Here is a 20,199-nt window from a genome sequence, read left to right on the forward strand (position 1 = left end):
CTACCCCGGCAGCCGGGGACGCACAAGGTTCGGGGGTACGAGGCCGCCGAAGGGGTGCCTCGGCGTGGGCAGCGTCGGCAGATCCAGGTCCAGGTCCGGCTTCCAGGTCGGCTCCGCGGTCGCCGGGTCCGGGTCGGGAGTCGTCCCGCCGGTCGGCCCCGGCTCCGCGGGCGGGTCCGTGGGGGGCTGCCCGGCGCCGGTTCCGGTGCTGGATCCGGTGCCGGATCCGCTGTCTCCGGTGGGTTCCGGCGGCCCTGCGGTCCGCCTGGGAGCGGCGGGGTCCCGCGACGACCCGGCCGAACCGGGCCGGGTTCCGGGCCCCGTCGCCCCGGCCGGGCCCGGTGCCTCCCCCTGGCCCGCCGACGTCGCCTGACCCGCCGACGTCCCCGCGGTGCCCGCCGGAGCGGCCGGCACCCCGGCCCCGGACGACGGGCCGGTCGGGGAGCCTGCCGCATGCGGCGGGCCGATCGCGTACAGGGTCCCGGTGGTGCCGGTCGCGAACAGTCCGGCCGCGTCGCCGGAGGGCGCGTTGTCGAAGCTGTCGTCGACCCGCAACTCCCATCGCGGGGCGCCGGTGCCCGCGTCGACGCCACGCAGCCGTCCGTCCGGGTAGGCCAGGTCCAGCTCACCCGCCCGCGTCGCCGGGAAGGCGGAGGCCGGGCCGGCTGCCGGGGACGCGGACGGTGAGCGGGTGGACGGCGGCAGCCACCAGCGGGCCGCGCCCGTGTGCACGTCCCACGCCACCACGCTGCCGTCGGTCCCGGCCGCGAACACGACACCGTCGCCGCCGGCCAGCCCGAGCAGTCCGGCGCCGGGCAGCGCGATGCGGCGCGACGCCACGCCGTCGCTGACACGTACGCAGCGGACGGCGCCGTCCGTCAGCGGCGCGCAGGCGGTGTCGCCCGCGAGTTGCGGGGTGCCGGCGACGGGGCCGACCCGGGTCCGCCAGCGCGGCGTGCCGCCCGGCTCCGCGCCGTACCACCGCCCGTCGGTGGCGGCGACGACCGCGACCGCGCCCCGTACCACCGCAGCGGTGCGGATCTCGCCCCCGGTCCACGCCCGCGTGCGGTGCTGCCCGGCGGCCAGCTCGTACCGGTACAGGACGCCGTCGCGGCCGGCCGCGTAGACGTGGTCGCCGGCGATGGTGGGCGCGGCGTCGATGGTGGTGCCGGTGGACCGCTGCCACCGCCGTGCCCCGGAGGCGGCGTCGAGGGCGACGATCTCACCGTCGGAGGTGCTCGCCAGCACCGTGTCGCCGACGATCCGGGCCGCGACGGCCACCCGCGCGTGGGCCCGGTATGCCCACGCCGGGCTCCCGTCCGCGCGGCGGAACGCGCGGATCACCCCGTCCGTGCCGCCGAGGACGATCCGCTGCGCCGTGACCGCGGGCGGCCCGGTCACCGCGCTGCCGGTGGCACGCTGCCACAGCACACCGGCCGCGGCTGATCCGCCCGCGGCGGCTCCGCCGGACGACGACGCGCTGTCAGCACCCCGCGGCCAGGCCGCCACCGCGGCAGCCCCCAGCACGGTGGCGACCACCCCGCCGACCAGGCCCCAGCGGTACGCGCGTCGCAACGACCGTGGGGCCGCGCCCAGCTTCCGGCGCAGCGGGGTGCGGCGCCGGTCGGCGGTGGTGCCGTGGTCATCGGGCGCATGCGCGACGTCCGTCACCCCGGACCGGTCAAGCACGGCGGTGGCGGACCCGCCCGCCCCCGCCAGGGCCGCGGCCCCGGGAGGCAGTGGCGTGGCCGCAGCGGTGGGCGGTGGTGGCGTGGCCGCAGCGATGGGAGGCGGAGGGCTGGCCGCAGCGGTGGGAGGCGGCGGCGTGGCCGCAGCGGTGGGCGGTGGTGGCGTGGCCGCAGCGATGGGAGGCGGAGGGCTGGCCGCAGCGGTGGGAGACGGCGGCGTGGCCGTGGTGGCGGGGGAGGAGGGCGGCGTGGCCGGGGCGGCCCGAGCAGGCCCGGCGTCCGGTTCCTGCACTGAAGCGCCGTTCAGCCGGGCGGGCTCGTGGCCGGGCCGGCTCAGCCGGGCGGCGCCCAGGGCGATGCCGAGTTCCGGCTGCTCGTCCAGGCCCAGCGGCCGCTGAAACTGCTCCGTCAGCAGTTCGGTGACCAGAGGGATCCGCGCGGACCCGCCGGCCAGCACGATGCACCGCAGCTGCTCCGGCCGTACCCCGGCGGCTCGCAACGCGCGCCGCATCGCCGCCACCGTGTCGCCCAGCGCCGGCCCGATCATCGCCTCGAACTCCGCGCGGTTGATCCGGACGCGGGTGTGCAGCTGCGGCAGCGCCACCCCGAGGACGGCCTCGGTGTCGTACGACAGGTTCTCCTTGGCCTCGACGCAGTCCCGGCGCAGCCGCACCAGCGCCTCGGTGACGTGGTCGTCGGCGAGGTCGAGGGAGTCGAGCGCGCCGCCGAGGGTGTCCCGTACGTGTTCCAGGATCGCCTCGTCGAAGTCGATGCCGCCGAGTTGCTCGATGCCCTCCGGCTCGCCGAGCAGCGCGAATCCGTCCCCGGTCTTGTGCAGCACCGCCGCGTCGAAGGTGCCGCCGCCGAGGTCGTACACGGCCACGATCTCGCCGGGTGCGACGCGGGCGGTGGCCGCGAAGCGCACCGCCGCCGCGGCCGGTTCCGGGCGCAGCGTCACGGCGCCGACGTCGGCGAGCTGCGCAGCCTGCGCCAGCAGTTCCCGCTTGTACGGCCCCCAGTTCGCGGGGTGCGTCACGACGATCCGTTCGGGCGGTGCCTCCTGGCTGCGGCTGACGGTGTCGACGACGTGGGCCAGCAGCCGGGCGGTGAGGGCGTGCGCGGAGAAGGGTGCACCGCCGAGCAGCACCGGTACGGGGTCGCCGAGCCGCCGCTTGAATTCGCGGGCCAGCCGGGCCGGGTCCGCGTCGCCGCGCCGCTGGGCCGCCTCGCCGACGAGGATCTCGCCGTCGTCTCGCAGGTACACCACGGACGGGATCTCGGGCCGGCGGCTGCCCAGGTGGACGGGTTCGACGTGTCCGTCCACGTCGACCGCCGCAGCCGTGTGCGTGGTGCCGAGGTCCACGCCGAGCCCGTAACCCATGTCTCTGGATGCTAGGGCGATCCCCCGCAGAGGGAACGGAACAGGTGGAAGGCCGACAATACGTATCAAAAGAGCGGAGGCGGTGTCCGCGGAACGGGGGGAAGCCCGCGGACACCGCCTCCGGCCGGTGGGGGAACCGACTGTCAGGCCGCCAGGGCCAGGTCCTCACGGGCGACCGGCGCGTACTCGTTGCGGCGCAGCCGGGCGTAGATGGTGAACGTGTCGCGGATGGTCCGGACGATCGCGCTGCGGCCGACGGTGGAGCCGGCGGTGCGCTCCTCCAGGCGGACCGGGGCGCCGACGAAGTTGCGGATGCCGGCGGCCTTGGCGGCGACGAAGAACTCCAGGTCGAAGGCGAAGCGGCGCTCGCGCAGGCTCGGCAGCAGGCCCGCGAGGACGTCCCGGCGGAAGATCTTGCAGCCGGTCTGGCTGTCCTTGATGCCCAGGAAGAACAGCACCGACACCAGCGTCGAGTAGACGATCGAGACGAGCTTGCGGAAGCCGGTCGCGCCGCTGGTCGACAGCGCGTGACGCTTGTCGGCGTACACGCCGGCGTGGCCGCCCGCGCGGGCCAGCAGCAGGTACTGCACCAGGTGGGCGGGGTCGATGTCGCCGTCGGCGTCGATGAAGCCGATCCAGGCGCCCCGGGCGGCGGCGAAGCCGGTGTGCAGCGCGGCACCCTTGCCCTGGTTGACCGCGTTGACGATGACCCGGACGCCGTCGATGCCGGCCAGGGTGTGCTCGGAGCCGTCGGTGCTGCCGTCGGAGACCGCGACGACCTCGAAGCCGACACCGGCCTCGGTCAGGCACTCGGCCAGCCGCTGCACGGTGGGCCGCAGCGCCGCGCCGGGGTTGTAGAAGGGGACCACGACGGTGAGCTCGATGCCCTCGGCGGCGGGGCTCCACAGCCGGATGACGTCGGCGGGCTTCGGCGCGGCGACGGCGGCGGGGCGGGCGATCAGCGTGGCGGTCATGCCCCCGTAGTTCGGAGGCGAACCTCAAGCCAACCTCAAGCGGCCGTAAAGCCCACGGCAAGCTTCGCCGGATTGCCCCGGTCAGCGCGCGGGCGAGCCCGGCCAGAGCGTCTCGGTGGCCGCCTCCTGCGTCGCACGCAGCACCCGCAGCACGTTGCGCCCCGTGAGTTTCACCAGTTCCTGCTCGGACCAGCCGCGCTGCACCAGCTCGGCCAGCAGGCGCGGATATCCGGAGACGTCCTCGAGGCCCTCCGGCTGCCGGTCGATGCCGTCGTAGTCGCCGCCGAGGCCGATGTGTTCCAGCCCGGCCACCTCCCGGGCGTGTTCGACGTGGTCGGCGACCTGGGCGAGGGTCGCCTCGGGCCGCGGGTGGGCGGCCAGCCAGTCCCGCAGGCGCGGGTCCTCACCCGGTGCGGCGGGCGCCTGCGCGGCGGCGGCCGCGGCGGCTGACTCGCCGGGCCGGGGCGCCCGCGGCCAGGGGGCGTCGTCGCCGGGCAGGCCGAGCCGTTCGCGCTGTTCCGCGTACGCCGTGGCCCAGTCCGCCAGCGCGGGGGACACGAACGGCGGCACGAACGTCACCTGCACCACCCCGCCGTTGTCGCGCAGCCGGGCCAGCACGTCGTCCGGGACGTTGCGGACATGATCGGTCAGGGCCCGGCACGACGAGTGGCTGAACAGTACGGGCGCCCGCGCGACGTCGAGCGCGGCGTGCATGGTGGCCGGGGCCACATGGGACAGGTCGACGATGACGCCGATGCGCTGCATCTCCCGCACGACGGCCCGGCCGACGTCGGTCAGGCCGCCCACCACGGGCTCGGGGACGGCGGCGTCCGCCCACGATGTGTGCTGGTTGTGGGTGAGCGTCACGTAGCGCACGCCCAGCCGGGCGAACGAGCGGAGCACAGCGAGCGAGGTGGCCAGGCTGTGCCCGCCCTCGATCCCGATGAGTGACGCGATCCGCCCGGCCGCGATCGCCGCCTCGACACCGTCGGCGTCGTAGGCGATCGCCAGCTCCCGCGGGTACGCGGCCACCAGCCGGTACACGGCGTCGACCTGTTCCATCGTGGCCGCCACCGCCTCGGGCTCCGGCAGGTCGCCGGGCACGAAGACGGACCAGAACTGGGCGCCGACCCCGCCCGCCCGCAGCCGCGGCAGGTCGGTGTGGAACTCGGGGCGGTGCCGGTCCAGCCCGGACACGTCGTACCCGGCCCGCGCGCGCAGCGCCATGGGCAGGTCGTTGTGCCCGTCGATCACCGGCATGGCGCTCAGCACTCGCGCGACGACGTCAGTCACCCGGCAAGCCTGTCAGATGTGCGGCGGGACCGCGCGAGGTGGTCGTCCACCCTCCACGATGGCCGGTCGCGGTGGGCCTTTTTCCGCGCGCGACGAGCCGCGAAGTACTCATGCCCGGCCGAAAGTATGACGTGCAACCGGCGTGCAACCGTCGGGGACCGGGAGGCGCACCGCACGACCCCGAATCTCTTTCATGTGACCGGCCGACGTGGGCCGGAACAAACGGGGGAGAGTTCGAATGGGTCGCAAGGTCCGCAAGTCAGTGACCATGGTCGGCGCGCTGCTGGCCGGCACGGGCAGCGCGCTTCTGGCGCCGCTGGCCGCGCACGCCGCAGCGCCGGCGGACCCGCAGGTGAAGCTGACGGCCTCGGACGACTCCTACACCTCCAGCAGCCGCCGCACCACGGTGTTCGGCAAGGAGGACAAGATCGCGGTCGGCAGGGCCGGCAAGGAGATCAAGACCGGGTACGTGGAGTTCACCGTCCCGGCGGGCACCAAGGTCACCGGCGCCCGGCTGGACCTGCCCGTGGAGGGCACCCCGGCCGGCGCCGTCAAGGTGAACCAGCTCAAGGCCGGCTTCAACGAGAAGACCCTGACCGAGGCGAACGCCCCCGCGCTCGGTGCCGCCCTCGGCACGGCCAAGGCCGCCGGCACCCAGCTGAGCATCGACCTGAGCAAGGTCGTCACCAAGCCCGGCGTGTACGCGTTCGCGCTGCACTCCAACGCCGCGGTGACCCGGATCCGCTCGGCGGAGAACACGGACGGCGGCCCGCAGCTGACCGTCACGACGCCGGCTCCCAAGCCGACGACCCCGCCGAAGCCCACCACGCCGCCGAAGCCGACGACGCCGCCGAAGCCCACCACGCCGCCGACGACGCCGCCCACCACGCCGCCGACGACTCCTCCGACCACGCCGCCGACGACTCCTCCCACCACGCCGCCGAGCACGCCGCCGTCGAGCACGCCGCCGGCCGCGCAGGAGTGCGTCACGGGCGACAAGCTCGTGCCGTCCTGCGGGGTGCTGTGGGGCGCGGCCGCGGGTGGGTTCACTTCTGCGCCGCGTGATGCGGAGTTGAAGAAGTGGGAGCAGTTGTCCGGTCGGGACGCGTCGATCTTCCACACGTACCACAAGGGTGACGAGGTCTTCCCGACCAAGTCCGAGATCGCGATGACGCAGGACCCGGCGCACCCGCGGGTGCTGCTGGTCAACTGGAAGATCGCCTATGGTTCCACCTGGGCGAAGGTCGCCGCGGGTGAGCAGGACGCCCGGATCGACCGGTTCGCGCAGCGGATCAAGGCCACCTACCCGCAGAAGTTCTTCCTGGTGCTCAACCACGAGCCGGAGAACGACGTGGTCGCGCGGAAGGGTTCCGGCATGGAGGCGAAGGACTTCGCCGCGATGTACCGGCACACGATCCAGCGGCTGAGGGCGCAGGGTGTGGACAACGCGATCAACGTGATGGCGTACATGGGTAATGAGAAGTGGATGGCGCAGTCGTGGTGGGCGGACCTGTACCCCGGCGACGACGTGGTGGACTGGATGGGCCTGGACTCCTACGTCTCCGCGGAGAAGGGCTACTACCACTACGGCCAGTTCGGTGACCTGCTCGACCGGCAGCCCTCCGGCGGCGGCCCGGGCTGGTACGACTGGGCCAGCACGCAGCACGCGAGCAAGCCGATCATGATCGCGGAGTGGGGCGTGTACCACCGCATCGGCAAGCCGGTCGACAAGACCGCCGGTTACCACAGCGTGCTGCCGGAGCTGGCCAAGCGCCCGAACATCAAGGCGATCGTGTACTTCGACACCAAGCACGACGACCAGGGCGACCGCGACATCAGCATCGACAGCACCCCGGCCAACCTGGCCGCCTTCAAGACCCTGGCCGCCAACCCGATCTTCAACGTCAAGATCGCCTGACCGGCACCAGCCACACCCACGAGCCGCCCGGCACCCGCCGGGCGGCTCGTGCCATGTCCGGAGCCGCGCCCCGGGATCACGGATGCGCGTCCAGGTACGCCCGGGCCATCCGCTTCGGCACCCGGGCCAGCCAGGCGTCCACCAGCAGCTCCCGCAGCTCGTCCGGGTCGATCACGTCGAGGCGGACCAGCACCGCCGGATACCCCGCGAAATGCGGGGTGCGGAAGTACACCACCGGGTCGTCCGCGCACAGCGCCTCGGCCACGCCCACGTCCGCCACCCGTACGCCGAGAATGTCGCCGTCGGGTGCCGAGTCGCCGAGGGCCTCGTGGTCGGCCTTGCGCAGCGGCCGCTCCCAGGCCAGGTTCTTGTCCCGGGCCCGCCATTCGCGCGGGGCGCGCTCCACCGTCTCCGGCAGCGCCGCCGTGATCGCGCGCACATCCTCCCAGGTCGCCATGGCGCCTCCTGATCGTTCGGGCGTGGTTGCCGTAGTGGTACCGCGAAGGTGCGACAAAACGCGTCCCGCACAGCGTGAACCCCTCAGATCCGCGCCCGCCTGCCCGATCACGACGAGGACAGCGTGCAATCGGGCACGCGAGACCACCGGACTCGGGAGGTGCCGGCGATGACCCTCAGGCGCGTGTACGCGGCCGTGAGTGGCATGCGCCCCGGCACCGCCGTGGTCCTCGTGGTGACCGCCGCCTTCACTGCCTGGATGCTCACCGGGCTGGGCGGGGCCACCCTCACCCAGGACGTCTCCAACGTCGGGACCTTCGTGCTGACCGTGGTCGCCGGCGGTGCGTGCCTGCTGCGCGGGGCGCGCAACCGGGGCCGGGTGCGCGGCTTCTGGTACGGCACCGGAGCCGGCATGCTCTCCTGGGCGCTCGGGCAGGGCATCTGGAGCTGGCAGCAGACCGTGCTGCGCCACGAGGTGCCGTTCCCGTCGGTGGCGGACGCGGGTTACCTGGCGATGATGCCGTTCATCACGGCCGGACTGCTGCTGGCGCCGGTCTCCCGGCAGACGCTCGCGCACCGCCTGCGCAGCGTGGTGGACGGGCTGATGATCGCCACCTCCATGCTGCTCGTCGCCTGGCTGCTGGTGGTCGCGCCGCTGATCGGTGCGTCCGGCAGTTCGATGTACGAGCTGTCGGTCACGCTCGCCTACCCGCTGGGCGACGTCGTGCTCATCACTGTCGTGCTGCACGTACTGGCGCTGCTGCGCCGCCGGGGCGAGGAGTCCGGACCGGCGATGCTCGTCGGCGCCGCCATGGTGATCATCTGCGTCACCGACTCGGTGTACGTCCTGATGTCGCTGCAGGGCGGTTACGAGTCCGGTGGCCTGCTCGACTCCGGCTGGTTCGTGGGCTTCGCGCTGGTGCTGCTGGCCGCCCGGCTGCCGGGACGCCCGGCGGTGGAGGACCCGGAGCAGGAGGACACCGCGGAGGTCGAACGGCCGTTCGCCATCGCCCTGCCGTACACGGCTGTGGTCGGCGCCGTCGTGATCAGCGTCGTCTGGTTCGCGCGTACTGGCCACGCGGATGCGTTCTTCGCCTGGTCGCGGACGCTGCTGATCGTGCTGATCCTCGCCCGTCAGATGATCACGCTGCGCGAGAACCGCCACCTGACCCGGCACCTGGAGGCCCGCGTCGCGGTCCGCACCGCCGAACTGCACGCCAGCGAGCAGCGCTTCCGCGCCCTGGTGCAGCAGAGCTCCGACTCCGTCGCGATCATCTCGGCGGACTCGACGATCTTCTACCAGAGCGACTCCGTGGAACGGATCTTCGGCTACCCCGCGACGATGCTGCTCGGTCACCGCCTGGTGGAGGTCTCCGGCAAGGCGGCGGGCCCGCGCATCGCCGCCGCCATCGACTCGGTGCGCGGCGAGCCGTACGCCACGACCGTGCTGGAGGTGCCGATCCGGCACTTCGACGGCCAGGTGCGGCTGGCGGAGATGACCATCACGAACCTGCTCGACGACCCCGCGGTCGGCGGCTTCGTGCTCAACACCCGCGACATCCACGACGCCAAGGAGCTGCAGGACCAGCTGCTGCACACGGCGTACCACGACGGGCTGACCGGGCTGGCCAGCCGGGCGCTGTTCCGGGATCGGCTGGAGGAGGCGCTGGCGGCAGCCGAGGCGCGCGCCGAGGTCGCGATCCTGTTCCTGGACCTCGACGGGTTCAAGGAGGTCAACGACAGCCTGGGGCATGCCGCGGGCGACGAGCTGCTGATCCGGGTGGCCGCCCGGATCCGGGAGACGGTCCGCGAGCACGACACCGTGGCCCGCTTCGGCGGCGACGAGTTCGCCGTACTCGTGCAGTCGATCTCCGCCACCCGCGACGCCGAGGCGGTGGCCCGGCGCATCGTGGCCGCCATCGGCGAGCCGGTGACGGTCGACGGCCGTGACCTGCACGTCGGCGCCAGCATCGGCCTGGCCTCCGGCGCGGACGCCGACGACACCGACCAGCTGCTGCGCAACGCCGACCTGGCCATGTACAAGGCGAAGGCCGGCGGTGGCGGCGGCGTCGCCAGCTACGACCCGAAGATGCACAACGTGCTCGTGGAGCGGCTGCAGCTGGAGGCCGACCTGCGGGTCGCGCTGGAGGAGGGTCAGCTCGCGCTGCACTACCAGCCGACCGTGGACCTGCGCTCCAGCCTGATCGTCGGTTTCGAGGCGCTGGTGCGCTGGCACCACCCGACCCGGGGGATGGTCTCGCCGCTGGAGTTCATCGGCATCGCCGAGACGACCGGGCTGATCGTGCCGCTGGGGCGCTGGGTGCTGGCCGAGGCGTGCCGCCAGGCGGTGGCCTGGGGCGCCGACGGCGACCGGGAGCTCACCATGGCGGTCAACGTGTCGGTGCGCCAGTTCGAGCACGGCGACCTCGCCGAGATGGTCGCCGAGGTGCTGGCCGAGACCGGGATGCCCGCCGAACGGCTGCGCCTGGAGATGACGGAGAGCGTCCTGCTCACCGACACCGACGAGAACCTCGCCCAGCTGCAGCGCATCCGCGCGCTGGGGGTCACCCTCGCGATGGACGATTTCGGTACGGGCTACTCGTCGCTGGCGTACCTGCGCCGCTTCCCGATGGAGATCCTGAAGATCGACCGGTCCTTCGTGGATCGGCTCGGTGGCGGCGACCGTGAGGACGTCGCGCTGGTGCGCACGATCGTGCAGCTGGGGCAGAGCCTCGGCATGGCGACCGTGGCCGAGGGCATCGAGGACGCCGTCCAGCTCGCCGCGCTGCGGGAGATGGGTTGCCCGTTCGCGCAGGGCTACTACCTGTCGCGCCCGCTGCCCGCCCCGGAGGCCGGCAAGCTGCTCCTGCACGGGCTGCCGACCTCCGCCATCGCGGCCTGACCCGGGACCTCACATCCGGCGGGCCGCGGTGGCCTCGGCGGCCTGCGCCGTCTCCCGGATGCCCACCGCCAGCGGCGTGGGGCGCAGGCCGAACGTGCGCTGGGCGAGGTCGCTGTCCATCACGAACGGCCGGTAGAACTGGTAATCCATCTCGGCCAGCTCGCGCGCCATCGGCACCACCAGCCCGGCGGTACGCATCACGAAGCGGGGCATCCGCCGCAGGGTCACCGGCTTGTCCCCGGTCAGCTCGCAGTACTGCCGGGCCAGCTCCCGTACGGTGACCGGCTCGTTGGAGGGCACGTGCCAGGCGTGGCCGTGTGCCCGCTCGTCGCGGGCGAGGGCCACCAGCGTCCGGGCCATGTCGCCGGTGTACGTGAAGGTGTGCGGCAGGTCCGGATCGCCCGGCATCCAGGCGGTCCGGCCGGACCGCACCGCGGGCAGGATCACCGCGGAGAAGACCCCGTTCGCGCCGCCACCGAGGTACTCCGAGCCGCGCGCCTCGACCGTGGGTACGCCACTGGCCAGCGCGTCGCGCCACATCCGGTGGCGGATCCGCCCCTTGCGGCCGGTCGCGGCGAGCGGGGTGTGCTCTGTCATCCGGCCGTCGGGCTGCGGGCCGTACCCGTAGAGGTTGCCGGTGATCGCGTAGACCGCGCCGGCCGCCTTCGCCGCGGTGATCATGGCGTTGTTCATCGGGATCCAGAGCTTCTCCCACTCGGTGTACCGGGGGTTGGCGCAGTTGTAGAGCACCTCGGCGCCCGCCGTGAGCGCGGTCAGCCGGTCGGTGGAGGCGTCGGCGGCGACCCGCTCGATCAGCGGGTGCGCGGGGCCCGAGCCGCTGCGGGTCACCATCCGGACGCTCTCACCCCGCTCGGCCAGCAGTTGGGCGACCGTGGTGCCGATCGGTCCGGAGCCGACGACGACGTGCTGGGGGGCGACGTTCCGCGTCATGGCGTTCTCCTTTGTGAGCACTGCTCTCTGTCGAGAACAACGGTCGCACGGGAGGGCCCGAAAAGCAAGAGCACTGCTCTCGCTGTGGCACACTGTTCGCATGAGCGCCTCAGGAGTTCGCGCCCGCGTCCGGGCCGAGATGACCGAAGAGATCAAGGCGGTGGCCGTGCGGCACCTGGCCAGCGAGGGCGCGAACCTGTCGCTGCGGGCGGTCGCGCGGGACCTGGGCATGGCCTCGTCCGCGGTCTACCGGTACTTCGCCAGCCGCGACGAGCTGCTCACGGCACTGATCATCGACGCGTACGACGCGGTGGGCGGGGCCGCCGAACGGGCCGGGGCCACTCCGGGCCAGCCCCTGGACCGCCTGCTGGCGGTGGCTTCGGCGGTCCGCGACTGGGCCCTGGCGCAGCCGCACCAGTGGGCGCTCATCTACGGCACCCCGGTGCCCGGATACCGGGCGCCGGAGGACACCGTGGGACCGGGGATCCGGGTGCCGCTGCTGATCGGGCACATCCTGATGGACGCGTACCAGCAGGGGCAGCCGGCCCTCGGCGCGCCGCTGACCGGCCGGTTCGCCGAGGAGCTGGCCCCCGTGGCCGCCGGCCTCGGCCCGGACATCCCGGTGCGGCTGCTGGCCAGCACGTTCGGGCTGTACTTCCATCTGTGCGGCGCGATCAGCGGCGAGCTGTTCGGCCAGCTGGCCAACTCCATCGAAGAGGATCGCCGCGGCTTCTTCGAATTCCAGATCCGTGGCGCCGCCGCGGCCGCCGGCCTCACCGCCCCGGCATGACCGAGGTGGGGCGGTGCGGACGGGGGAAGTGCGGCAGGGCGGCGGGGGTTCGTGCCAGGATGGCGGCGAGAGTCCGGGTTTCAGGCGGGAGACAGGCATGAGCGAGCACGTGTCCGACAGCGTGGAATGGCAGGCGCTGCAGGGGTACGCCGAGAAGTTCTCGGCGGTGCACCTGCGTGAGCTGTTCGACGCCGACCCCCGGCGCGGCGAGCGGCTCACCGCCGAGGCCGGCGACCTGTACGTCGACTACAGCAAGAACCTCGTCACCGACGAGGTGATGACGGCGCTGTTCGCGCTCGCCGAGCGGGCCCGGCTGCGTGAGCGGATCGCCGCGATGTTCGCCGGTGAGCACATCAACGCGACAGAGGACCGGGCCGTGCTGCACACCGCCCTGCGACTGCCCCGCGACGCGTCGCTGGTCGTGGACGGGCAGGACGTGGTGGCCGACGTGCACGCGGTGCTGGATCGGATGGCCACGTTCAGCGAACGGGTGCGCTCGGGCCAGTGGCTGGGGCACACCGGCCAGCGGATCCGCACCATCGTCAACATCGGCATCGGCGGCTCCGACCTCGGCCCGGTGATGGCGTACGAGGCGCTGAAGGCGTACAAGGATCCGCAGCTCGAATGCCGGTTCGTGTCCAACATCGACCCCACCGACCTGTGGCAGAAGACCCACGACCTGGATCCGGCCAGCACCCTGTTCATCATCGTGTCCAAGACGTTCACCACGCAGGAGACGCTGACCAACGCGCGGCACGCCCGGGACTGGCTGCTGGCGGGCCTCGGCGGCGACCCGGCGGCCGTGGCGAAGCACTTCGTGGCGGTCAGCACCAACGCGCAGCGGGTCGCCGACTTCGGCATCGACACGCAGAACATGTTCGGCTTCTGGGACTGGGTGGGCGGCCGGTACTCGCTGCCCTCCGCGGTCGGCCTGTCGGTCATGGTGGCGGTCGGGCCGGAGCAGTTCCGCGCGATGCTGGACGGTTACCACACCATGGACGAGCATTTCCGTACGGCGCCGCTGGAGCGCAACGTGCCGGTCCTGCTCGGGCTGCTCAACGTCTGGTACGACTCGTTCCTCGGCGCCCAGTCGCACGCGGTCCTGCCGTACGCGCAGTATCTGCACCGGTTCGCCGCCTACCTGCAGCAGCTCATCATGGAGAGCAACGGCAAGTCGGTACGCCTGGACGGCACCCCCGCGGAGTTCCAGACCGGGGAGATCTTCTGGGGTGAGCCCGGCACCAACGGCCAGCACGCGTTCTACCAGCTGATCCACCAGGGCACGAAGCTCATCCCGGCCGACTTCATCGGCTTCAGCCAGCCGAACCACGACCTCGGCGAGATGCACGACCTGTTCATGTCGAACTTCCTCGCCCAGACCGGCGCACTGGCCTTCGGCCGCACGGCCGAGCAGGTCAGGGCCGAGGGCGTGCCCGCGGCGCTGGTGCCGCACAAGGTCATGCGGGGCAACCACCCCACCACCACCATCCTCGGCCGCGAACTCACCCCGGCCGCGCTGGGCCAGCTGATCGCCCTGTACGAGCACATCGTGTTCACCCAGGGCACCCTCTGGGAGATCAACCCGTTCGACCAGTGGGGCGTGGAGCTGGGCAAGGTCATGGCGAACCAGCTGGCGCCGAAGCTGACCGCCGCCACCGCGCCGCCCGCCACCGACGACTCGTCGACCAACGCGCTGATCGCCCGCTACCGCGCCCAGCGCGGGCGGTAGGACCTGCGGAAATGGGCGGCCCACAGCGGGCCGCCCATTTCTGTCGGTGCCCCGTCGTAGGCTGCCGCCGTGAAGCTCTCCGCAGCCGACGCCCTTGATCTGCGTACGCGCAGCCTGCTGCTGCGCGCGCACCCGGCCGGGCCGCCCCGTGACGTGGCCGGGATCGTCGAGTGGTTCGGCGCGATGCAGGCGCAGGATCTGGCGAGCGGCCAGTGGTCGCTGGGCGCCCGGCTGCCCGGCAGCACCCTGGCCGACGTCACCGCGGCCATGGAGCGCCGCGAGGCGATCCGCACCTGGCCGATGCGGGGCACCGTCCACCTCGTCCCGCCCGCCGACGCGCACTGGATGCTCGACCTCATGGGCGTGCGGGCGCTGGCCGGGGCGGCCAAGCGCCGGGAGTTCCTCGGGCTCGACGAACGCACCGCCGAGCGCAGCGTGGAGGTGCTGGGTGCCGCCCTGGCCGGGGGAAAGCGGCTGACCCGATCGGAGTGCATGGCCGCGCTGGCCGACGCGGGCGTCGAGGTCGCCGGCCAGCTGGGCTACCACCTGCTCTGGTACGCCAGCCAGCGCGGCGTCACCTGCATCGCGCCGAACATCGGCAAGGAACAGAGCTTCGTCCTGCTCGACGAGTGGGTGCCCGAGCCCCGCCGCCCCGACCGCGAGGAGGCGCTCGGCCTCATCGCGCTGCGCTACTTCCGCAGCCACGGCCCCGCACCCCGCAAGGACTTCGTCGGCTGGACGGGCCTGACCGCGACCGACGCCAAGGTGGGCATCGCGGCGGCCGGGTCCGCGCTCGCCACGGTCGACGTGGACGGGGTCGAGATGATCGCCGACGCGGGGTTGCTCGACGGCTCCGCGCCCGCATCCGACGACGACTGGTGGGCGCTGCCGGGTTTCGACGAGTTCCTGCTCGGCTACAAGGACCGGTCGCTGATGGTGGACGACGCCCACAAACAGGCGATCATCCCGGGCGGCAACGGCGTCTTCCGGGCCACGATCGTGCGCGCGGGCCGGGTGGTCGCCACCTGGACCCGCACCATGGGCCGCTCGGCGGTCTCCGTCGACGTGCTGCCGCTCGTCGCGCTGCGGGCGGGGGATCGGCGCCGCGCCGAGCAGGCCCTGGAGCCGTACGCCGCGTTCCACGGCCTGCCCCTGCGGGTGCGCTGGCCGCAGTCCTGAGCTTCGCAGGTGAGGAGAACACCGTGGAGATGACCACTTCCGCCGACGGTACGGCGATCGCGTACCGGGCCGTCGGCTCGGGGCCGCCGCTGATCGTGGTGGCCGGGGCTTTCAACGACCACACCGTCGGCGAGCCGCTGGCCGCTGCGCTGGCGGCCGATCACACGGTCATCGGCTACGACCGCCGGGCCCGCGGCCGCAGCGGCGACACCCGCCCGTACGCGATCGAGCGTGAACTGGAGGACCTGGCCGCGCTGATCGACGTGGCCGGTGGCCGGGCGGCGCTGTTCGGCTACTCCTCGGGCGGCGTGCTGGCGCTGCGGGCCGCGGCCGCCGGGCCCGCTCGGGCGGGCATCACCCACCTCGCGCTGTACGAGCCGCCGTTCCTGCTCGGCCCGGCGCCGCGACGCCCCGCCGACCTGCCCGAGCGGATGGACGCGCTCCTGCGGCAGGGCCGTCCCGGTGACGCGGTCGCCCTGTTCCAGACCGAGGGGGTCGGGCTGGCACCCGGGGCCGTGGCGCAGATGCGGCAGTCTCCGATGTGGCCGCACCTGGAGGCGGTGGCGCAGAGCGTGGTGTACGACGCCACGATCACCACCGAGCTCGCCCAACCCACCCCCGCCATGACCGGGGTCGCCGCACCGACCATGGTGCTCCACGGCGCCGCGACCTGGCCCTGGCTGGCACAGGTTGCCCGGGAGCTGGTCGCCATGATGCCGGCGGCGCGGCATGCGGAGGTCACCGGCGGCGAGGGTCACGGGATTCCCGCTCAGGCCACCGCCGAGGCACTGCGTCCGTTCCTCGCGAGCTGATCTCCGGGGGTGGCTCCGCGCCGGAGACATCGCCGACCAGGAATCTGTTAACAACCCTTGTAAATACTGTTCACAAACGTCAATATGTTTGGCACCAGCCTGGATCGCGGACTTCAGGAGTGCCATGAGAACTCGACGTCGGGCGTTCGCCCTGATGACCGGCGCGGCGATGACCATCGTGATGGCGGTGGCGGTCGCGCCCGACGGCATGGCCGCCGTCTCCACTGCGGACGCCGCCGCGGTCGCATGCAGCGCCACGGTGTGGGCCGAGGGCAACACGTACACCGCCGGCACCCGGGTGACGTACCAGGGTCACCTGTACCAGGCCCTGGTGACGCACACCGCGTACCCGGGCGCCGGGTGGAACCCGGCCGCGACCCCGTCGCTCTGGACGGACCTCGGCGCCTGCACCGGCGGCACCACCCCGCCGACCACGACCCCGCCGACCACGACCCCGCCCACCACCACGCCACCGACCACGACGCCGCCGACGACCACCCCGCCGACGACCACGCCACCGACGACGACGCCGCCGACCGACGGGGCCTGCGCGGTGAAGTCCCGCCCCGCCGGGAAGGTCCTCGTCGGATACTGGGAGAACTGGGACGGCGCCAGCAACGGGGTGCACCCCGGACTCGGCTGGGTCCCGGTCACCGACACCCGCCTCTCCCAGCACGGCTACAACGTCATCAACGCCGCCTTCCCGGTGATCCGCTCCGACGGCACCGTGCTGTGGGAGGACGGCATGGACGCGGGCGTCAAGGTCGCCACCCCGGCCGAGATGTGCCAGGCCAAGGCGTCCGGCGCGACCATCCTCATGTCGATCGGCGGCGCGGCGGCCGGCATCGACCTGAGTTCCAGCGCGGTCGCCGACCGGTTCGTCGCCACCATCGTGCCGATCCTCAAGAAGTACAACTTCGACGGCATCGACATCGACATCGAGACCGGGCTCACCGGCAGCGGCAGCATCGGCACGCTGTCGGCCTCCCAGGCGAACCTCATCCGGATCATCGACGGGGTGCTCGCCCAGATGCCGTCGAACTTCGGCCTGACCATGGCGCCCGAGACCGCGTACGTGACCGGCGGCAGTGTGACCTACGGCTCGATCTGGGGCGCCTACCTGCCCATCATCAAGAAGTACGTCGACAACGGCCGCCTCTGGTGGCTGAACATGCAGTACTACAACGGCAGCATGTACGGCTGCTCCGGCGACTCGTACCAGGCGGGGACGGTGCAGGGCTTCGTCACCCAGACCCAGTGCCTCAACACCGGCCTGGTCGTGCAGGGCATCACGATCCGCGTCCCGTACGACAAGCAGGTCCCCGGCCTGCCCGCCCAGCCGGGCGCGGGCGGCGGCTACATGACCCCGTCGCTGGTCTCCCAGGCGTACGGCAGCGTCAGCGGGATCAAGGGCCTGATGACCTGGTCGGCGAACTGGGACGGCTCGCGCGGCTGGACGTTCGGCGACAACGTCCGGGCGCTGCAGGGCCGCTGAGGACTGCGCCCACCCGGGGTACGGGCCACCCCGGGTGGGCGCAGCAGCGCCCGGGCTCACCTGAGCGGACCCGGGCGTGGGAACCCTCACCGTACACGTCTTGTCTGACTATGAAATAGTTGACGAGTCAAAGATGTTGTGCGGGGCAGTCCGGGGCGCCCTGTCCCCGGCCCGAGGCTCAGGAGCGGTCATGCAGTTCGGGATCTTCACGGTCGGCGACGTCACACCCGATCCCACCACCGGACGGGCGCCGAGCGAGCACGAGCGGATCATGGCGATGGTGGCGATCGCCCGCAAGGCCGAAGAGGTCGGGCTGGACGTCTTCGCCACGGGCGAGCACCACAACGAGCCGTTCGTGCCGTCCTCGCCCACCACCCTGCTGGGCTACATCGCGGGGCAGACCTCGACGCTGCTGCTGTCGACGGCCACCACGCTGATCACCACCAACGACCCGGTGAAGATCGCCGAGGACTACGCGATGCTGCAGCACCTGTCCGGCGGCCGGGTCGACCTCATGATGGGGCGCGGCAACACCGGGCCGGTCTACCCGTGGTTCGGCAAGGACATCCGGGCCGGCATCCCGCTCGCGATCGAGAACTACGCGCTGCTGCACCGGCTGTGGCGCGAGCACGTGGTCGACTGGTCGGGCAAGTTCCGCACCCCGCTGCAGTCGTTCACCTCGACGCCGCGCCCGCTCGACGGGATCCCGCCGTTCGTCTGGCACGGCTCGATCCGCAGCCCGGAGATCGCCGAGCAGGCCGCGTACTACGGCGACGGGTTCTTCGCCAACCACATCTTCTGGCCGGCGTCGCACACCCAGAAGATGGTCGCGCTGTACCGCGAGCGCTTCGCCCACTATGGCCACGGCGACGCCGACCAGGCCATCGTCGGCCTCGGCGGGCAGGTGTTCATGCGCCGCAACTCGCAGGACGCGATCGCTGAGTTCCGGCCGTACTTCGACAACGCCCCGGTGTACGGCCACGGCCCGTCGCTGGAGGAGTTCACAGAGGAGACGCCGCTGACCGTCGGCAGCCCGCAGCAGGTCATCGACCGCACCCTGGGCTTCCGCGAGTACGTCGGCGACTACCAGCGCCAGCTGTTCCTGCTCGACCATGCCGGGCTGCCGCTCAAGACCGTGCTGGAGCAGCTCGACCTGCTCGGCGAGATCGTGCCGGTGCTGCGCCGCGAGTTCGCGGCGCGCCGTCCCGCGCACGTGCCCGAGGCGCCCACCCACGCCAGCCTGCTGGCCGCCCGCCCGGAACCACAGGAGGTTTCCGCGTCATGACCGAGCGCACCGAGCGAAGCGAGGGCCACGAGGGCATGACCAGCGGATACAGCATGACCGAGCGCACCGAGCGAAGCGAGGGCATGACCAGCCAGTACCGCGCGGAGCGCACTCTGGTCGTGGTCAGTGCGGGGCTCACCCGGCCCTCGTCCACCCGGCTACTGGCCGACCGGCTGGCCGCCGCCACCGTGGCGGCGGCCGGACGGGACGGGGACCGGGTGCGGGTCCGCGTGATCGAGCTGCGCGAACTGGCCCACGACATCACCAACCACCTGCTCACGGGCTTCGCCCCGGCGGCGCTGGGCGACGCCCTGGAGGCGGTGGCGTCCGCGGACGCACTGATCGCGGTGACGCCGATCTTCAGCGCCAGCTACAGCGGGTTGTTCAAGTCGTTCTTCGACGTGGTGGAGCCGGAGGCGCTGAACGGCAAGCCGGTACTGATCGCGGCGACCGCGGGCACCGCCCGCCACTCGCTGGCGCTGGAACACGCGTTGCGGCCACTGTTCGCGTACCTGGGCGCGGTCGTCGTGCCGACGGCGGTGCTGGCCGCCAGCGACGACTGGGCCGGCGCGCAGGCGCAGGGTCCGCTGCGGGCGCGCATCGACCGGGCCGCGGGGGAGCTGGCGCGGGAGATGACCCGGCGGGAGACGGCCGCCGCGGTGGATCCGTTCACCCTCACCACCTCGTTCGAGGAGTTGCTGGCAGGCTGACACCCGTGGAGAACGGGGGGACGGGCATGGGGCGGATCGTGCTGATCCGGCACGGGCAGACGCAATGGAGTGCGACCGGGCGGCACACGTCGTACACCGACATCGAGTTGACCCCGGCCGGGCAGGAGCAGGCGCGGGCGCTCGGTGCGCGGCTGGCACAGCACCGCTTCGCGGCGGTGCTGTGCAGCCCGCGCGCCCGGGCGCGGCGCACCGCGGAGCTCGCGGGCGTAACCGTCACCGAGGTCACCGAGGACCTGGCGGAATGGAACTACGGCGAGTACGAGGGGATCACCACCGCGCAGATCCAGCAGGCGCGGCCCGGCTGGTCGCTGTGGACCGACGGCTGCCCCGGCGGGGAGTCCCCGGAGCAGGTCGGTGCGCGGCTGGACCGGGTGCTGGCGCGCGCCCGTACGATGCTGGCGGGCGGCGATGTCGCGCTCGTGGCGCACGGCCATGCGCTGCGCGTGGCCGGCGCCCGCTGGATCGGCCTGCCCCCGAGCGGGGGCGCACGGCTGCGGCTGGACACGGCGACGCTGTCCGCGCTCGGCTTCGAGCACGGCACCGAGGTCCTGGACACCTGGAACGCCGCCGGATGACCACCGGGCGCTGACCGGCGCCGCGCCGACGTCCGGGTCT

General features: G+C 72.8%; 15 protein-coding genes. 10 read left to right on the forward strand and 5 right to left on the reverse strand.

Annotated features, from left to right (window positions below; genetic code table 11):
* The 3 genes from ACMCNN_RS13770 to ACMCNN_RS13780 all read right to left on the reverse strand — a co-directional run bounded on the left by ACMCNN_RS13770 (position 1) and on the right by ACMCNN_RS13780 (position 5,336).
* The gene (locus ACMCNN_RS13770) at positions 1-3,069 is read right to left on the reverse strand and encodes an Hsp70 family protein (RefSeq protein WP_412746587.1); all 3,069 of its coding nucleotides are present in this window, start codon (positions 3,067-3,069) and stop codon (positions 1-3) included.
* Between the two features lie 143 nt (positions 3,070-3,212).
* Positions 3,213-4,043, reverse strand: coding sequence for a glycosyltransferase family 2 protein (locus ACMCNN_RS13775; RefSeq protein WP_412746588.1), 831 nt, complete (start codon positions 4,041-4,043; stop codon positions 3,213-3,215).
* An 81-nt stretch (positions 4,044-4,124) separates the two neighbouring features.
* A complete protein-coding gene (locus ACMCNN_RS13780; RefSeq protein ID WP_412746589.1) occupies positions 4,125-5,336 on the reverse strand; it encodes a dipeptidase in 1,212 nt (403 codons plus the stop codon).
* A 238-nt stretch (positions 5,337-5,574) separates the two neighbouring features.
* On the opposite strand from ACMCNN_RS13780, the gene ACMCNN_RS13785 reads away from it, so the two are divergent.
* A complete protein-coding gene (locus tag ACMCNN_RS13785; protein ID WP_412746590.1) occupies positions 5,575-7,254 on the forward strand; it encodes a DNRLRE domain-containing protein in 1,680 nt (559 codons plus the stop codon).
* Between the two features lie 76 nt (positions 7,255-7,330).
* Here the strand turns inward: ACMCNN_RS13785 and ACMCNN_RS13790 are convergent, their stop codons facing one another.
* Entirely contained in the window at positions 7,331-7,711 is a 381-nt protein-coding gene (locus tag ACMCNN_RS13790; protein ID WP_412746591.1) for an MmcQ/YjbR family DNA-binding protein, read from the reverse strand.
* Positions 7,712-7,879: 168 nt separating this feature from the next.
* Here ACMCNN_RS13790 and ACMCNN_RS13795 point away from each other — a divergent pair, with 168 nt between their 5' ends.
* Positions 7,880-10,612 (forward strand): putative bifunctional diguanylate cyclase/phosphodiesterase, encoded by a 2,733-nt coding sequence (locus ACMCNN_RS13795; RefSeq protein ID WP_412746592.1) that lies wholly within the window; start codon positions 7,880-7,882, stop codon positions 10,610-10,612.
* A gap of 9 nt (positions 10,613-10,621) precedes the next feature.
* Here the strand turns inward: ACMCNN_RS13795 and ACMCNN_RS13800 are convergent, their stop codons facing one another.
* A complete protein-coding gene (locus ACMCNN_RS13800; protein ID WP_412746593.1) occupies positions 10,622-11,563 on the reverse strand; it encodes an NAD-dependent epimerase/dehydratase family protein in 942 nt (313 codons plus the stop codon).
* Positions 11,564-11,663: 100 nt separating this feature from the next.
* On the opposite strand from ACMCNN_RS13800, the gene ACMCNN_RS13805 reads away from it, so the two are divergent.
* The 8 genes from ACMCNN_RS13805 (at position 11,664) to ACMCNN_RS13840 (ending at position 20,159) form a co-directional block, all read left to right on the forward strand.
* Positions 11,664-12,353: a TetR/AcrR family transcriptional regulator gene (locus ACMCNN_RS13805; RefSeq protein WP_412746594.1), complete on the forward strand. Its 690-nt coding sequence runs from the start codon at positions 11,664-11,666 to the stop codon at positions 12,351-12,353.
* Positions 12,354-12,450: 97 nt separating this feature from the next.
* Positions 12,451-14,082: a glucose-6-phosphate isomerase gene (gene pgi, locus ACMCNN_RS13810; protein ID WP_412746595.1), complete on the forward strand. Its 1,632-nt coding sequence runs from the start codon at positions 12,451-12,453 to the stop codon at positions 14,080-14,082.
* Positions 14,083-14,151: 69 nt separating this feature from the next.
* Complete coding sequence (locus ACMCNN_RS13815; RefSeq protein WP_412746596.1) at positions 14,152-15,261, forward strand: winged helix DNA-binding domain-containing protein; 1,110 nt, start codon at positions 14,152-14,154, stop codon at positions 15,259-15,261.
* Positions 15,262-15,290: 29 nt separating this feature from the next.
* Positions 15,291-16,073, forward strand: a complete 783-nt coding sequence (locus tag ACMCNN_RS13820; protein ID WP_412747164.1) for an alpha/beta fold hydrolase — start codon at positions 15,291-15,293, stop codon at positions 16,071-16,073.
* A gap of 124 nt (positions 16,074-16,197) precedes the next feature.
* Positions 16,198-17,568, forward strand: a complete 1,371-nt coding sequence (locus ACMCNN_RS13825; RefSeq protein ID WP_412746597.1) for a carbohydrate-binding protein — start codon at positions 16,198-16,200, stop codon at positions 17,566-17,568.
* Between the two features lie 190 nt (positions 17,569-17,758).
* Positions 17,759-18,853 carry an LLM class flavin-dependent oxidoreductase gene (locus tag ACMCNN_RS13830; protein ID WP_412746598.1) on the forward strand — a complete coding sequence of 365 codons (1,095 nt, stop codon included), beginning with the start codon at positions 17,759-17,761 and terminating at the stop codon, positions 18,851-18,853.
* Positions 18,854-18,936: 83 nt separating this feature from the next.
* On the forward strand, positions 18,937-19,563 hold the full coding sequence (locus ACMCNN_RS13835; RefSeq protein WP_412747165.1) for an FMN reductase: 627 nt from the start codon (positions 18,937-18,939) through the stop codon (positions 19,561-19,563).
* A gap of 26 nt (positions 19,564-19,589) precedes the next feature.
* A complete protein-coding gene (locus tag ACMCNN_RS13840; RefSeq protein ID WP_412747166.1) occupies positions 19,590-20,159 on the forward strand; it encodes a histidine phosphatase family protein in 570 nt (189 codons plus the stop codon).
* The last annotated feature ends 40 nt before the right edge of the window (positions 20,160-20,199 follow it).

Source organism: Krasilnikovia sp. MM14-A1004 (assembly GCF_047159485.1).
GTDB lineage: Bacteria > Actinomycetota > Actinomycetes > Mycobacteriales > Micromonosporaceae > Actinoplanes.